Here is a 15,651-nt window from a genome sequence, read left to right as displayed (position 1 = left end):
AACGACGGGAGCACCGATCGGCACAACGCCGACGGCCCGGCGGAGCGACCGTTCACAGATCGTTCCACCGGGCCGTCGTGCGGGCCGCGCGTATCAGTCGCGCGTCAGCTTGCGGTGCGTAACACGGTGCGGGCGAGCGGCTTCGGCGCCCAAACGCTCGATCTTGTTCGCCTCGTACGCCTCGAAGTTGCCCTCGAACCAGTACCACTTGGCGTCATTGTCGTTGTCGCCCTCCCACGCCAGAATGTGGGTGCAGGTGCGATCGAGGAACCACCGGTCGTGGGAGATCACGACCGCGCAGCCGGGGAACTGATCGAGCGCGTTCTCGAGCGAACTGAGGGTTTCGACGTCGAGGTCGTTGGTCGGTTCGTCGAGCAGGATCAGGTTGCCGCCCTCCTTGAGGGTCAGCGCCAGGTTCAGGCGGTTGCGCTCACCACCGGAGAGCACACCCGCCGGCTTCTGCTGATCCGGCCCCTTGAAGCCGAACGCGCTGACGTAGGCGCGCGAAGGCATCTCCTGGTTGCCGACCTGGATGAAGTCCAGACCTTCGGAGACGACCTGCCAGACGTTCTTCTTCGGGTCGATGCCTCCACGGTTCTGGTCGACATAGCTCAGCTTGACCGTCTCGCCGACCTTCACCTCACCGCTGTCGGGCGATTCGAGACCGACGATGGTCTTGAACAACGTCGTCTTACCGACACCGTTGGGTCCGATGACGCCGACGATACCGTTGCGCGGCAACGTGAACGACAGATCCTTGATGAGCTGACGGTCGCCGAAGCCCTTGTCCAGGTGCGACACGTTGACCACGATGTCACCCAGTCGCGGACCCGCGGGGATCTGAATCTCCTCGAAGTCCAACTTGCGGTGCTTCTCGGCCTCGGCCGCCATCTCCTCGTAGCGACCCAGTCGAGCCTTGTTCTTGGCCTGGCGGGCCTTGGCGCCGGACCGCACCCAGGCCAGCTCGTCCTTGAGGCGCTTCTGCAGCTTCTGGTCCTTCTTGCCCTGGACCTCGAGACGCTGTGCCTTCTTCTCCAGGTAGGTGGAGTAGTTGCCCTCGTAGGGGTAGGCACGCCCACGGTCGAGCTCGAGGATCCACTCGGCGACATTGTCGAGGAAGTACCGGTCGTGGGTGACGGCCAGCACGGCGCCGGGGTAATCGGCGAGGTGCTTCTCGAGCCAGAGCACACTCTCGGCGTCGAGGTGGTTGGTCGGTTCGTCGAGCAGCAGCAGATCGGGCTTGCTCAGCAGCAACTTGCACAGCGCGACGCGGCGGCGCTCACCACCGGAGAGGTTGGTGACCGGCGCGTCCGGCGGCGGGCAGCGCAGCGCGTCCATGGCCTGCTCGAGCTGGGAGTCGACATCCCAGGCGTCGGCGTGGTCGAGGAACTCCTGGAGCTTGCCCATTTCGTCCATGAGCTCGTCGGAGTACTCGGTGGCCATCAGTTCAGCGATCTCGTTGAACCGATCCAGCTTGACCTTGACCTCGCCGAGGCCCTCCTCCACGTTGCCGCGGACGGTCTTCTCCTCGTTGAGCGGCGGCTCCTGCTGCAGGATGCCGACCGTGGCGCCCGCGCCGAGGAACGCCTCACCGTTGTTCGGCCGGTCCAGTCCCGCCATGATCTTCAGCACGCTGGATTTACCCGCGCCGTTGGGACCCACCACACCGATCTTGGCGCCGGGAAGGAAGTTCAAGTACACGTCGTCGAGGATGACCTTGTCGCCGTGCGCTTTGCGAACCTTGATCATCTGATAAATGAACTCAGCCATACGCGGAAGCCTATCGGTGGGAGAAACGGGGACGGGATACGGAAGGGTCGAGTGCCGCGGAAACGACCCTCATGCGTCGACCTGCTCGGCACCGTTGGTGCTCGACACCACGTCCGGCGATCGCGCGGGGACAGGATCCGCCACGGTCGTACAGGCTACGGCAACGGCTTCGGCGGACGCATACCCGGTGGCAGCGTCGTCGGCCTTCGGTAGGGCAGCGCCGCGGGGGTCGGAAATATTCCGCACCGTCGCGTGCGGCAGTGATCGCAGGCCCTCGGACCGGCGGACAACGCTCGCGTGGCAGCGCGCCAGATCGGGCCCGACCGCCACCGCGCGCATCTCCAGATCCCGCCGCTCGGTTCCGTCCTTGCCGCGGTACTCGTGCGAGCGGAGTTGCCCGTAGGCGATCACCGGGTCGCCGCGGTGCAACGATCGATCCACCCCTGCCACCAGCCTGCGCCAGCACGAGACCGTGAGATACAACGTGCCGTTGTCGGTCCACTCCCCTGTTTTGACGTCGAATCGCCGCGAATTGCTCGCCATCCGGAACGTGAGCATCTGCTCACCGTTGCTGAGATCGCGCCGCATCGGATGGGTGATGACGGTCCCGATCACCGTCGCGTGTGCCTCGTACATCGTGCTCGCCCCCGCTCGAATCCACCGTTATCGCTCTGACCACCCAAGAATGACCTGGCGAACGGGGGTGTGGGCGGCGCGCAGTGAATCTGTGGATGAAGCGGGCAGTTGTGGACAACGCCGGTGTCAGAGCACGGGAAGCTCGGTGTTCGCTCCGCACAGCACCACGATCGGCCGTACGCCGGGCTCCGGCGTGTACACACCGCTCTGCACGGCGGCCAGCGCGGCGGCGCCTTCGAGCTCGACCACCACGCGGAACTCCCGCCAGAGGTATTCGCGGGCGGCGGCGACCGCGTCGTCGGCCACCGCGACCGCGGGCATCTGGTGCCGCTGGGCGATATCGAAGGCGATATCGCCGACCCTGGTCGCGCACAGCAGCTCGGTGGCATACGAAGCCACGTCGATATCGACCGGCGCGCCCGCCGCGAGTGCCGCCGAGAGCACCGGTATGTGCTCGGATTCGATGCCGACGATCTCCCTGCGCTTGCCCAGTGCCGCCCCGAGGCCCGCGATCAGCCCGCCGCCGCCGACCGCGGCCAGCACCGGCGGCCTGCCGCGCACCTGTTCTTCCAGCTCGAGCCCGATGACGCCGGCGCCCGCCACCACCGCGGGCATGTCGTAGGCATGCAGATGGTCGGCACCGCGCTCGGCGGCCAGGGTGAGCGCCCGGCGTTGAGCCTCGGCGTACGTCGTTCCGTGCCACAGCACTTCGGCGCCGTGCGCCCACATCGCGGCCACCTTGGTGTGCGGCGCGGATTCCGGCACGACGACCGTGCATTCCTTGCCGAGCTGTGCCGCGGCCAGCGCCACCGCGATGCCCGCGTTGCCCGCCGAGGCGACAACCACATGGTCGGTGCCGCTGTCGACCGACAACAGCGCGTTGAGCGCGCCACGCACCGTGAATGTGCCGCCGTGCTGCAGGAATTCCATTTTCAGTGACACCGGCACCGGCCCGTTCGGCCCGTCCACACTCGTGTGGAACACCGGTGTCTTGCGTACCCGCCCGGCCAGCCGCCGCCGCGCCGCCCGCACATCGGTGCGCAGCACCCGCACCGGTTCGGCCCGCTCGGTCGATTCGCTCGACGGCACACCGAATCCGCTCACCGGCGGACCTCGCCGTCACGCCGCGCCAGCTCGGCGTACATCGCGTTGTAGGCGGTCAGGTCGGCGTCGTTGTCGCGATCGGCGGCCCGGTCGGTGCGCTTGGCCAGCTTGGTGTCACTGCGCGACCACTGGATCAGCAGGGCGAGCATCACCACCACCAGCGGCACCTCACCGCTGGCCCAGGCGAAACTGCCGCCGTTGCGCTGGTCGGCGAGCAGGTCGATGTTCCAGCCGAGGTCGAGGGTGCGATAGAACCAGTCGCCCAGCACGGTGGTCATGCTCATCAGCGCGATGCCGAAGAACGCGTGGAAGGGCAGCGTGCCGAACACCATCGCGAGCTTGGTCAGCGGCGCGACCTCGCGCGGCTTGGGATCGATGCCGATCACCACCCAGTAGAACAGGTAGCCGCTGAGCAGGAAGTGCGTGTTCATCATCAGGTGGGCGGCGTGCGAGTCGACATAGGTGTCGAAGATTCCGCCCAGATACAGCGCGTAGAACCCGGCGACGAAGATCAGCGACGCCACCACGGGCTGGGTGAGGAACCGCGAGACCGGGTTGTGCACGGCTGCCAGAATCCACTCGCGTGGCCCCGGCACACCACCGCGGCCCGCGGGCGGGAGCGCGCGCAATGCCAGGGTCACCGCGCCGCCGAGGGCGAGCAGGATCGGCGCCAGCATCGACAACGCCATGTGCGCGCCCATGTGCACGCTGAACATCGCCGGCGCGTAGCGCCCGACCCCCGACGACGTGGCCAGCAACAGCACCAGGCAGCCACTGCACCAGGCGATGGTCCGCCCGACCGGCCAGGCATCGCCGCGCTTGCGCAACCGGTGGACGCCGAGCAGATAGAGCGCGGCGAGCACGATCGCCAGGGTTCCGAAGATCAGGTCGAAGCGCCAGTCGAACAGCAGGCGGCTCACGGTCGGCGGGCCCGCGAGGGTGTAGCCCAGCTCCACTTCGACCGGCGTCGGCACCGCGGTCGGTGGCGGTGGCGGGGTGCGGCCGAGGCCGACTGCCAGGCCGATGGTCGCCGCGAAGATCAGCATCTCCACGCCGGCGAAACGGACGAGCGCGCCGCGGTCGCGCGAATCGGCGGCCAGCGCGGGCAGCGCGGCCCGGCGCTGCAGGTAGCCGATGGCGCCCAGCACCAGCAGCGCGGCCGCTTTCGCGAGCACCAGCCTGCCGTACGTGGTGGTGAACAGGTCCGAAACGGGCACCCGCACCCAGGCATTGACGACGCCGCTGAGGCCGATCACCACGATCGAGACGGTCGCGGCCATCGAGAACCGGCGGGCGGCGACATCGGTGTTCGCGCCGCCACGCATCGCGTGCGCCAGCACCGCGATCAGCCCGCCCACCCAGACCGAGGCCGACACCATGTGCAGGATCAGGGAGTTGGTCGCCACGTCGTGGGAGCCACCGGAGGACGAGTGCCCGGTCAGCGCCAGCGGCATCATGGTCACCAACGCGCCTGCCAGCAGCACCGGCGTCCAGCCCCAGCGCAACGCGCACCGGCAGCCGATCGCCACGATCAGCGCGAACAACACCGTTGTCCGCCAGGCTCCCGCTACCTCGACCTGCGTGATCACCGGCCACAGCACTTCGGGTCGCCAGATGGCACTCACCGGCTGACCGGTCGTATCCGACACTGTCAACGGCACCAACAGCGCCGCGCTCGCGGCCCACACCAGCGCGGCGTCGGAGGCTCGGCGCACCGCCCGATAACCGCCGACCTCGAGCAGACCGCCGTCGCGCGGGGGCAGCAGGAACGCCGCGAACAACAGGGAGCCGACGGTCATCGCGGCGGCCAGATCGGCCACCGCGCGCAACGCGGGCAATCCATATGTTGTCAACGCCCCCGGATCGGGTATACCGAGCAAGCTGAGCGCGTGCGCCGCCGACAACCCGACCACCATGGCCGCGACAACCGCGGCGATACACCCGGCCACGACGCTGAGTACACCGAACGGCGCCGCCGGACCCGTATCCGCCGGCGGTCCGCCGTCGACGGCGGGTCCAGCGGTGGGGTCCTGCGATAACGACATGACAACGAGGGTAGTTCGACGTGCCCGGCGACGCCCCGAGGGGGCGCTCACCCGAGCCTGCGCTCGACGATCCGGTCGGTCGCTATACTTTTCGAGCTGGACAGCGTGGCCGACTTCGGCCAAGGTTGATGCGACTGCCTCCGTAGCTCAGTTGGATAGAGCAAGGGCCTTCTAATCCCTAGGTCGCAGGTTCGATTCCTGCCGGGGGCGCAACGCGGCCCTGACCTGCACGAACATTAGGTCAGGGCCGCCACGGGTTCCGAGCTTGACGCCTACCAGCCAGGGACTTTTCGCATCGGCGGGGACGACGTCACGGAAGCGTCCAGAACACCCGCGTCACCAAGTAGAAGAAGATCGCGGCGAGTGTCAGGAAACCCACCGAGCAGGCGAGACCCGCCAGGTCGGTGCGGGGGTCGGGGCGAGGGCTCGATCGCATCCAGAATCCCAGCGCGCGGGTGACGACCGGCATCACCACCCAGGTCAGCAGGCTGACCGACAGGATGTTCCCGACCAGCAGGCTGATCCACAGCTGCGCGCCCGGCCAGATCTCGGCGATGATCACGGTGAGGATCACGACCGTCGGATACAGCCCTACCAGGACCGACAGGGCCGTCTTCCACGACGCCGGACCGCCGTCCTCGCCGGTCTGGCTCGGCGGAAACCACGACCCGTAGGGGTTGGCGATCCGGTGAACCTCGAAGTCCCGGAAGTCCGGCGCTTCCTCGAGCAGGGCCTTGCGCTGGGGCGATTCGAGCCAGTGGTCGAGATGCTCGGCCGAAGCGAAGGAATAGATGATCGTCCAGTCACTCTGGACTCCGGGGATCGGCCGGTGCAGCCCGGATCCGCGAAAGCCTCGAAAAGTCCGTTCGACCTCGGTCATCCGGTCCTGCCACGCGATGAATTCCGTCTCGCGTCCGGACGCCACGGGGTGCGAGACGACGACAGTCGCTACCTCCTCGTCCGGCTCGTCGACCAGCACATGCTGCGTCGACGGCCGCTCGAAGAGCGCGGTTCCGCGCGCGAGAAGCTCTTCCCGGGTATCACTGGCGAGCCAATGCTTGAGGTTGACGATGTCGTCGAACCGATACACGACCGACCAGTCGGACCGAGCGTCACCCGGTGGCGTCACGTCGGCGCCGAGGAATCCCGGAAAGGCCGCCGCCGCGTCGTTCACCTCCGCCTGCCACCGCCGGAACTCGTCCTCGCGGCCGACACGGGGCTGCTGAGTGATGACCACCGTCGCCGCGGCGGGCCTCGGCGACGGAGCCTTCGAGGCCGTCATGTCAGTACGGGTGCTTGTCGGCCTTCTCGGCCCAGGTCTTGTACGCTTCGGCGCCCAGATCCCTGCGGAACTGTTCGATTTTCACGGACCGCTCGGGCAGCGGCCTCGTGAAGTCTTCGTATTGATACGCGTCGTCGAAGCCGATTTCGCTGGTGTCCGCCAGATCGCTCGCGAAATGCACGGCGTCGAGACGTGACCAATAGATTGCGCTCATACACATGGGACAGGGCGCGCCGCTGATGAATATCTCCATCCCCATCAACATTCTCGCGCGTTCCGGAACCTTGTCGGGAGATCCCTCGGGTCGCGGGACCAATTCCAGCGTCGACTCGTTCTGGTGCCCTTTGGAAATACTCGGAGCCTCGCCGTTGAGTACCTGGGTCGCCTTGCGGATGGTTTCTATTTCGGCGTGTGCGGTGGCATCACCGGTGAGCAGCACCCGATTCTGCCCGCGCGCGACGATCACTCCGTCCTTCGCGATCACGGCGCCGAACGGTCCACCCCAATCGTTGTCGACAGACTCTTTCGCCAGCCTGCATGCCTCTTCCATGAGTTCATCCGGTGTCATAGGTATTGCACCTCGAATTGTGGATCGGACGTACTTGACAGGCACACGGAATATTCTTCCGGCGCCACACCTGACAGCTGTTCGATGCCGTCGCGGCGACGACCGCACACGCAATTCAGCCTCTGCCGCATATCGAATCTACCTCCGGCCCGACCGCTGCGGAACAGCGTGCGCAATGGCGACGCATTTGCCTGGTTTCGGACACCGCTCCGTGTCCTGGAGCAAGGAGCGGCCGACAGCGACCATGTCGAGCGGTGTTCGCCGACTCACCCTTTTCGGGTGAGCCGCGACCGCTGCCGGTGTGTGACGCTGACTGTCGTCCACACCTTCGCCCTGGTCGCAGAAGTGAGGCCCTGATGCCCGGGAACACTGGCTCATGAGTTCGAGCGGCCCGTCGAAAGCAGTGGCCGCCGGATCCGGTCTGGTGCTGCTCGTACTGGCGTCCGGCCAGTTCCTGATGACGCTGGACAGCTCGGTGATGAACGTGTCGATGGCCGACGTCGCCGAGGACCTGGACACCCCCATCACCGGCATCCAGACGGCGATCACGCTGTACACGCTCGTCATGGCGACATTGATGATCACCGGCGGCAAGGTGGGCACCGTCATCGGCCGGCGTCGAGCGTTCGCGTTCGGGCTCGTCATCTACGGCGTGGGTTCGCTCACCACCGCGGCGGCGCCGAACCTGCTCGTGTTGCTGATCGGCTGGTCGCTGCTGGAAGGCATCGGTGCCGCGTTGATCATGCCCGCGATCGTCGCCCTGGTCGCGGGCAACTTCGCGCCCGAACGCCGCAGCTACGCCTACGGTCTGGTCGCGTCAGCCGGTGCGATGGCCGTCGCCGCGGGCCCGCTGATCGGCGGTGCGGTGACGACGTTCGCGTCGTGGCGCTATGTGTTCGCCGGCGAGGCGGTTCTGGTCGTGGTCATCCTTGTCGCGCTACGGCGGATCGACGACGTCGCGCTGGCGAAGGTCCGGATCGACCTGCTCGGTTCCGTGCTCTCGGTGCTCAGCCTCGGCATGATCGTCTACGGCGTCCTGCGTTCGAGTGAGTGGGGTTGGGTCCAACCCAAACCGGGCGGCACCGCGCTCGGCGGGCTCTCGCCGGTCGTCTGGCTGTTGCTGGGCGGACTGCTGCTGCTGTATGTGTTCGCGCGCTGGCAGAACCATCTCGCCGAGACCGGTGGCGAACCGCTGGTCGACCCGGCGCTGTTCCGCAATCGCCAGCTCACCGGCGGCCTCACGATGTTTCTCGGCCAGTTCACCGTGCAAGCCGGGGTGTTCTTCACCGTCCCGCTGTTCTTGACGGTGGTCCTCGAGCTCGACGCTCTGCAGACCGGGTTGCGCCTGGTTCCGCTCTCGGTGGCATTGCTGCTGGCCGCGGCCGGAATACCGAAGATCTGGCCGCGGGCCGACCCGCGCCGCGTCGTGCGCGCCGGGATGACCGCCATGATCGTCGGCATCCTCTTCCTCGTGGCAGGCATGAATCCCGGCGCCAACGCGAGCGTGGTCGCCGTCCCCATGGTGTTGATGGGGCTGGGATTGGGAGCCTTGGCCTCTCAGCTCGGCGCGGTCACCGTGTCGGCCGTGCCGGACTCGCAGAGCGCCGAGGTCGGCGGGCTGCAGAACACGGCCTCCAATCTCGGTGCGTCCCTGGGAACGGCGTTGGTCGGCTCGGTACTCATCGCGACACTGAGCACCTCGGTCATCGCGGGGATCAACGACCACCCCGATGTGGCGCCCGCGATGAAACAACAGGCCTCCACCGAATTGGCCGCAGGTGTCCCCTTCCTGTCCGACACCCAGCTACGGGAGGTGTTGGGCGAGAACGCAGTCCCCGAGCAGCGGGCAGCCGAGATCCTCGACCTCAACGAGGCGGCGCGCCTGGATGCCCTGCGCGTCGCGTTCTTCGTCACCGCGCTGCTCGCCATCGCGGCGCTGTTCTGCACCGGGCGGATACCCCGGCGCCCGCACGGCGAATCCGATCCAGCGAACTGACCGAAGCACAACTCTCTTCCGCACAACCCACTGTCCGGCACTCACGAACAAGGAGAATCCGATGAAGATCAGAAACAGCGTCTGCGGGATCGCATCGATCGCGGTGGTTCTGTTGATGACCGCGGCGTGTAGCTCCGATGACGACTCTTCCGCACCGGCAACCACCTCGACCACCTCGACCACCTCGACCACCCAGGCCGACACCATGCGCAGCAGCGTCGCCGCGACCGCGTCGTCGATGATGAGCACGGTCCGCGATACCGCGGAGCAAGCGGTGCAGGACGCGATCAACACGGTCTTGGCTGCCGCACCGATCACCTTCGACGCGGGTAGTTCCGATCTCAGCGCGGCCGCCGTCGCGACGCTCAAAGCGGTAGCCGTCCCGTTGCAGGGCAACGACACCGAGATCCAGATCACGACCTACGCCGAGGATTCGAATATCGCCTCGGCCAAATCCCTGGCCGAGGCACGCGGTGACAACATCGCGGCCGCGCTCGAGGGCGACGGCATCGACAAGTCGCGCATCACGGTGAAGTCCGACGCGAATCCCTCCGACCCGGAGATCGACGCCAACGAGGCCGCGATCACGGTGGTCGACGAATAGCGGGCTGCCGCCGGCCTCTCAGACACCGCCGTGACCTGCACTGATGCCGGTCACGGCGGTGCGATGCCGGGGTGGTGGCCCGGGCCGGGTAATCTTTCGCCCCATGTGGATCATCCTTGCCATCTCCGTGGTCAGCTCGGTCGCCATCGCGATCTTGTTCGCGACGGGCTTCCCCAAGGACTGAGCATGTGCCGATAGCCCTGTGCGCGGCGGGCGTCGGCGATCCGTGCCGTTCTCGTCCTGATTCGTGGCGATCGGCCTAGAGTTGACTGATTGTGCGGGGCAATGTGGCGGGGGATGGTGGGCTTGCCTTCGCGGTGCGGCGACGTCGCAAGCCTGGGGCTTTCCGGGTGTATTGGACGCTGGCGCGGGCGGGATTCAAGCGGCAGGCCCAATACAAGCTGGCGATGTTCGCCGGGCTGTTCACCAACTGTGTGTTCGGGTTCGTTCGTGCGGCGGTAATGGTCGCGGCGGTGCGTGCCGCCGGTGATTTCGGCGGGTACGACGAGGGCACCATCGGGGCCTATGTGTGGTTGTCGCAGGCGTTGCTGGGCGCCACTCAGTTCATGGGACCGCAGATCGACCTGGTCGACCGGATCAAGTCCGGTGACGTCGCGATCGACTTCCTGCGTCCGATCGACGTGCAACTCGGCTACCTGGCCACCGACATGGGCCGCGCCGCCTGCACGATCCTGCCGCGCGGTGTCCCGAGCATCGTCATCGGCGCCGCCACCTTCGGTTTGTCGATGCCGAGTACGCCGGTGGCCTATCTGCTCGGCCTGATCAGTGTGCTGCTCGCGGTGGCCCTGTCGTTTCTGTGCCTGTTCGCGGTGGCGCTGATCGGGTTCTGGGTGGTCGAGATCCGCGGCATCCGGGTGCTGTACCAGATCGTCGGAACGTTCCTGGCCGGGCTTTTCGTCCCGGTGCACATGTTCCCCGACTGGTTGCGTGTCGTCGCCATGTCTACGCCGTTTCCCTCCATCCTGCAGGCCCCGATCGATACGCTGTCAGGGCGGGCCGCCGGGTCGGATGCCTTGATCATCGTTGCGATACAAGGCTTCTGGGTGTTGGTGATCGGACTGCTCGGCAGGGTGTTGCTGCGGGCGGGACAACGCAGGCTGGAGGTACAGGGTGGCTGAACCGGATTCCGCGCGCGTTGTTGCCGGGACCTGGTTCACTCCCTATCTCGCAGTATTGCGTTCGCGTGTGAAAGCACAGCAGGTGTACCGCCTCTCGTTCGCCACCGAGGTGTTCAGCGCCTTCCTGATCGGGCTGGTGGAGTTCGCCGAGGTGTGGGTCATCTTCCACAACGTGAAGACCCTCGGCGGCCTCGATGTGGATGCGGCGCTGCTGCTGTTCGGGCTGTCCAACACCTCGTTCGCGCTGGCCCAGGTCGCGGTCGGGCATCTGGATTCCCTGCCCTCGATGATCCGGATGGGCACCCTCGACGCGTATCACCTTCGCCCACAACCGTTGCTGTTGCAGCTGGTGACCAGTGACATCTCGTTACGCAGACTCGCGCGGGCCGCGGTCGCGGTGATCGTGCTCGGGATCGGGCTGTGGCGCAACGATATCGACTGGGGCATCGCCCCGGTTACCTTGATCGTGATCACCCTGATCAGTGGAATCGCGCTGTTCTGTGGCCTTTTCGTATGCGCGGCCGGACTACAGTTCTTCTTGATCGACGGTGCCGAGCTCACCAACAGCTTCACCTACGGCGGTTCGTTCGCCGCGATGCAGCCGGCCTCGGTGTTCCCGACACCGCTGAAACTGTTGTTCGGGTTCGCGATTCCCGTCGCGTTCACGGCATACGTGCCGACGATCGCCCTGCTCGGTCTGCCGGGCCCACCACTGTTGCCCGCGTGGTCGGCGTGGCTGACGCCACTCGCCGCGGCGTGGGTGTGGCTGCTCGCATCGGCGGCATGGCGGATCGGTACGAGGCACTATCAGGGAGGAGGGGGATAACGATGGACGAGCACGAGCACGAGCACCAGGATCCGATCATCGACATCGATGACCTCACCCGGCAATTCACCGTGTACCGCAAGAACGGCAGCCGCTGGCGCCGACATCGCGACACCATCACCGCCGTCGACCGGATGAGTTTCCGGATCGAACGCGGCTCGGCGGTCGGCTATATCGGCGCCAACGGCGCGGGCAAGTCGACGACCATCAAGATGCTCACCGGCATCCTGGTGCCGACCACCGGAACCGTGCGTACCTGCGGCCTCGAGCCGGTGCGTCAGCGTAAGGAACTCGCCTCGCGCATCGGCGTCGTGTTCGGGCAGCGTTCGCAGCTGTGGTGGGACCTGCCGCTGCACGAATCGTTCGCGATCCTGGCCGCGATCCATCGCCTCGATCCCGATATCGCCGACAAGCGGACCCACGAACTGGTGGAACAGCTGGAAATGGCCGACACCCTCGACACCCCTGTCCGCCAGCTCTCGCTCGGTCAGCGCATGCGCGCGGAAGTTGCGGCCGCACTGTTGCATTCGCCCGAGCTGGTGATTCTGGACGAGCCGACGATCGGCCTCGATGTGCTGTCCAAACAACGATTACGGGAGTTCCTGCGCGCCGAACGGATCGAGCGCGGCACCACGCTGCTGCTCACCACCCACGATATGGGCGATATCGAACGACTCTGTGATCGGGTGCTCGTCGTCGATTACGGCAGGCTGGTGTACGACGGTTCACTGGCCGGGCTCGGCGCCACCGTCGGCGCGCGCCGGGTACTGGTGGTCGACCTGGCCGCTCCCACACCGGATCTCGATGATCTGCCGTGTGGGGCACAGTTGCTCTCCAGTGAGGCGGGCGGCATGCGCCAGCGTCTGGCGTTCGACGCCGAGAAGACCACTGCCGCGGCTTTACTGGCGGCGGTGTCGGACCGGGCGCAGGTGCGCGATCTGTCGATCGAGGAACCCGATATCGAGGATGTGGTCCGCCGGATCTACGAGTCGACCCGCTGAATTCAGCTCGGTCCGTCCGGGTTTCCCGAGTACATGCTCACCTCGCCGCCCTCCCCCAGGAAGGCGTTGACCAGCATGATCCGCTGCGCGCGCAGTTCCTCGTCGTCCGGGGCGCCGGTGGTGATCGAAATCTGCGGGATGGCAGCCCAGTTCACGACGTAGCGCTCGGGGGGTCCGTCGTCGTCGGACAGGCGCGCGAGCCGGAACACCGACACCGCACGGCGTTCCATGAGGCCGCGCACGACATCGGCGATGCGCTCTGGGTCCTCCAGAGCGAACAGGAACCCGAAGGTCAGCTCGGGCGATGAGACGTAAGCGGGCACAATTATCGAGGTTAGTGCATTCGGCCCCGAAATGATTGCCGGAAATGTGCCACCGCGGTTACCCGGGAGTGCTCGCGGGGAGACCCGGCCGTAATGGTCGATAACAATTTCCGCCGACCACCGGGTTTGTACACCATACTATTGCGCGTCGGCGCCGAATCGCGCTTTCCTGAAAGGGTCCCGATTTCCCCGGGCCGTCTTCTCCACCCGCAGCGTCGCGGACTCTTGTCGACGTCCGGGCGGGGCTACGCCGGTGCCGGGGAGTGCACCCCACACCCGTCCTCCTCGGCTCTGGCGTATCCATGCACAACAGCGTTATCAGGGGGCGTGCCCATGCCGATCGATCACGGCCACCGTTCGGATGCCGCACAGCTGCCGACTCCTTCAGCGCTGTTGCGGGCCTTTCTGGAAACCGACCACCCCGACCCGACACCGCACCGGGTTCTCGACGCCGCCCGCGGGCTCGCGAGCTGTCACGATCGCCGGCGCAGAGTGCTGGAGCAGGCACGCGACCCCGCCGCGTCGAGCAGCACCGGCGCGGCGTGCGCGCGCCTGGTCGACGATATCGACAACGACCGCGGCGCGCTGATCGCCCGCATCGACGACTGGGTCGCCGCCCATGTGGAACACCGCGACGGCGCCTCGCTGCACACCGAGACCCTCGGCGCGGTGATCGACCGGATGGCGGCGAAATGGATCGACGCCCAGCAGGCCATCGCAGGACCGGCCCCAACGACAACGACACCACGGCAGCGGGAGGCTCGCACCCATCTGCAGTGGTGTCGTCTTGCCGAATTGACCGACGGCTACCGGGATCTGATCACCGATGTCACCGAGAACCGCAGGCGGTTGCCGGTGTGGTGAATCGTCAGGCCTTGTCGCCCGGTTCGGCGAACACGGGCGCCGGATCGAGATCGCCCTCGGCCGCGGCGTCGAGATCGACCGGGTCGGTCTCGACGTCGCGCGCCTTCGCGAACTCCGCCTCGGCCCGGTCCTGCGCCGCATCGCGACGAGCGGCAGCCGCGGCTTCTCGCATCTCGATCGCGTCGGTGACGAACTCACCGATCTCCCGAGCGACCTCGGCGACCGTTCCGGTGATCAGAGTCGCGATCTTGCCGACCCGCTGGGCACCGGAGGACGTCAGTTCCTGGACCAGATCCTTATTGCTTTCGAATTTGCCGACCATTTACACGCCCACTTCGGTTGCCTTCCGATTACGCATAACGATAACACCGGGCTTGGGCGCCCGATTCACGAAACGATCGGGCAGCGCGAGCTGGAAGATCTTGGCCCAGACCGAACCGATCTGCTTGGAGAAGCGACCGGTGTTGTAGGGCAGGCCGTACTTCTCGGCCAGCGCCTTCACCTCGGGCGCGATCTCCGGGTACCGGTTCGCCGGGATATCGGGGAACAGGTGGTGCTCGATCTGGTGCGACAGGTTGCCCGACATGATGTGGAACAGCCGCGAGCCGTTGATGTTGGCCGAGCCGAGCATCTGGCGTACGTACCACTCACCGCGGGTCTCGACCTCGGTCTCCTCCTTGGAGAACGTCTGCACACCCGAGGGGAAGTGACCGCAGAAGATGATCGAGTAGGTCCACACGTTGCGCACCAGGTTGGCCGCCACGTTGCCCGCCAGGGTCGACAGGAACAGCGGGCCGGTGAGCGCCGGGAACATCACGTAGTCCTTGAGGACCTGCTTACCCGCCTTCTTACCCTGGCCCTTGAGCAGCGGCTTGATGTCGGACCACTTGCGCTTGCCCTTGATGATGTTGTCGGCTTCGAGGTCGTGCAGCATCACGCCCCACTCGAAGAACGTCATCAGCAGGAAGGCGTAGAGCGGGTTGCCCAGGTAGTAAGGGTTCCACTTCTGCGCCTCGTCGATCCGCAGGATGCCGTAACCGATGTCGCGGTCCATGTCGACGATGTTGGTGTAGGTGTGGTGCATGTAGTTGTGCGAGTGCTTCCACTGGTCGGCCGGGCAGACCGTGTCCCAGTCGAATTCGCGGGAGTTGATGCCGCGCTCACGCATCCAGTCGTACTGGCCGTGCATGACGTTGTGGCCGATCTCCATGTTGTCGAGGATCTTCGACACACCGAGGGCGGCGACGCCGGCCAGCCAGAACGGCGGCAGGAAGCCCAGGTACATCAGGCCGCGGCCGGCGATCTCGAAGCCGCGCTGGGTCTTGATGATGTTGTAGATGTAGTCGCGGTCGCGTTCGCCGAGATCGTCGACGACGCGGGCGCGGATCGCGTCGAGCGCGGCGCCGAGTTCTTCGACCTGATCCGGGCTCAGGATGACCGGACCGTCTTTGCCTTCGGTGAGGATCGTCATGGCTGTATCTCCCCTTGTTGGT

Annotated in this window: 15 protein-coding genes and 1 tRNA gene; 7 read left to right on the top strand and 9 right to left on the bottom strand. The window is 66.4% G+C overall.

From position 1 onward, the window contains the following. Positions 1-93 precede the first annotated feature (93 nt). The 4 genes from ettA to ACFTS5_RS11380 form a co-directional block, all read right to left on the bottom strand. Positions 94-1,770 (bottom strand): energy-dependent translational throttle protein EttA, encoded by a 1,677-nt coding sequence (gene ettA, locus ACFTS5_RS11395; RefSeq protein ID WP_378629915.1) that lies wholly within the window; start codon positions 1,768-1,770, stop codon positions 94-96. 69 nt (positions 1,771-1,839) lie between these two features. Further along, a complete protein-coding gene (locus tag ACFTS5_RS11390; RefSeq protein ID WP_378629913.1) occupies positions 1,840-2,406 on the bottom strand; it encodes a single-stranded DNA-binding protein in 567 nt (188 codons plus the stop codon). 126 nt (positions 2,407-2,532) lie between these two features. Continuing rightward, positions 2,533-3,510 (bottom strand): serine/threonine dehydratase, encoded by a 978-nt coding sequence (locus ACFTS5_RS11385; protein ID WP_378629911.1) that lies wholly within the window; start codon positions 3,508-3,510, stop codon positions 2,533-2,535. Further along, positions 3,507-5,555 (bottom strand): cytochrome c oxidase assembly protein, encoded by a 2,049-nt coding sequence (locus tag ACFTS5_RS11380; protein WP_378629910.1) that lies wholly within the window; start codon positions 5,553-5,555, stop codon positions 3,507-3,509. Before ACFTS5_RS11380 ends, ACFTS5_RS11385 begins: the two co-directional genes overlap by 4 nt. Positions 5,556-5,691: 136 nt before the next feature. Here ACFTS5_RS11380 and ACFTS5_RS11375 point away from each other — a divergent pair. After that, a tRNA-Arg gene (locus ACFTS5_RS11375) sits at positions 5,692-5,765 on the top strand. A 100-nt stretch (positions 5,766-5,865) separates the two neighbouring features. Here ACFTS5_RS11375 and ACFTS5_RS11370 read toward each other — a convergent pair. Further along, positions 5,866-6,837, bottom strand: a complete 972-nt coding sequence (locus tag ACFTS5_RS11370) for an antibiotic biosynthesis monooxygenase (RefSeq protein WP_378629907.1) — start codon at positions 6,835-6,837, stop codon at positions 5,866-5,868. A gap of 1 nt (position 6,838) precedes the next feature. Then, positions 6,839-7,405, bottom strand: a complete 567-nt coding sequence (locus ACFTS5_RS11365; RefSeq protein WP_378629905.1) for a nucleoside deaminase — start codon at positions 7,403-7,405, stop codon at positions 6,839-6,841. Positions 7,406-7,781: 376 nt separating this feature from the next. Here ACFTS5_RS11365 and ACFTS5_RS11360 point away from each other — a divergent pair, with 376 nt between their 5' ends. The 5 genes from ACFTS5_RS11360 (at position 7,782) to ACFTS5_RS11340 (ending at position 12,971) form a co-directional block, all read left to right on the top strand. Further along, positions 7,782-9,401, top strand: coding sequence for an MFS transporter (locus ACFTS5_RS11360; protein ID WP_378629903.1), 1,620 nt, complete (start codon positions 7,782-7,784; stop codon positions 9,399-9,401). A gap of 61 nt (positions 9,402-9,462) precedes the next feature. Next, a complete protein-coding gene (locus tag ACFTS5_RS11355) occupies positions 9,463-10,005 on the top strand; it encodes an OmpA family protein (RefSeq protein ID WP_378629901.1) in 543 nt (180 codons plus the stop codon). A gap of 275 nt (positions 10,006-10,280) precedes the next feature. After that, positions 10,281-11,144, top strand: coding sequence for an ABC transporter permease (locus ACFTS5_RS11350; RefSeq protein ID WP_378629899.1), 864 nt, complete (start codon positions 10,281-10,283; stop codon positions 11,142-11,144). Then, positions 11,137-11,970 (top strand): ABC-2 family transporter protein, encoded by an 834-nt coding sequence (locus ACFTS5_RS11345; RefSeq protein WP_266298325.1) that lies wholly within the window; start codon positions 11,137-11,139, stop codon positions 11,968-11,970. Before ACFTS5_RS11350 ends, ACFTS5_RS11345 begins: the two co-directional genes overlap by 8 nt. A 2-nt stretch (positions 11,971-11,972) precedes the next feature. After that, positions 11,973-12,971: an ATP-binding cassette domain-containing protein gene (locus ACFTS5_RS11340; RefSeq protein WP_378629897.1), complete on the top strand. Its 999-nt coding sequence runs from the start codon at positions 11,973-11,975 to the stop codon at positions 12,969-12,971. A gap of 2 nt (positions 12,972-12,973) precedes the next feature. Here the strand turns inward: ACFTS5_RS11340 and ACFTS5_RS11335 are convergent, their stop codons facing one another. After that, positions 12,974-13,294: a hypothetical protein gene (locus ACFTS5_RS11335; protein WP_378629895.1), complete on the bottom strand. Its 321-nt coding sequence runs from the start codon at positions 13,292-13,294 to the stop codon at positions 12,974-12,976. Positions 13,295-13,627: 333 nt separating this feature from the next. On the opposite strand from ACFTS5_RS11335, the gene ACFTS5_RS11330 reads away from it, so the two are divergent. After that, positions 13,628-14,158 (top strand): DUF4254 domain-containing protein, encoded by a 531-nt coding sequence (locus tag ACFTS5_RS11330; RefSeq protein WP_378629894.1) that lies wholly within the window; start codon positions 13,628-13,630, stop codon positions 14,156-14,158. A 4-nt stretch (positions 14,159-14,162) separates the two neighbouring features. Here the strand turns inward: ACFTS5_RS11330 and ACFTS5_RS11325 are convergent, their stop codons facing one another. Both ACFTS5_RS11325 and ACFTS5_RS11320 read right to left on the bottom strand, forming a co-directional pair. Continuing rightward, a complete protein-coding gene (locus ACFTS5_RS11325; protein WP_378629891.1) occupies positions 14,163-14,480 on the bottom strand; it encodes a hypothetical protein in 318 nt (105 codons plus the stop codon). Then, positions 14,481-15,629, bottom strand: coding sequence for a fatty acid desaturase family protein (locus ACFTS5_RS11320; protein WP_378629890.1), 1,149 nt, complete (start codon positions 15,627-15,629; stop codon positions 14,481-14,483). It abuts the gene before it with no gap. Positions 15,630-15,651 lie beyond the last annotated feature (22 nt).

It is taken from the genome of Nocardia sp. NPDC056952 (genome assembly GCF_042674185.1).
GTDB lineage: Bacteria > Actinomycetota > Actinomycetes > Mycobacteriales > Mycobacteriaceae > Nocardia.
Note: the sequence above shows the minus strand (reverse complement) of the source record. Positions and strands in the feature narration are given on the sequence as shown.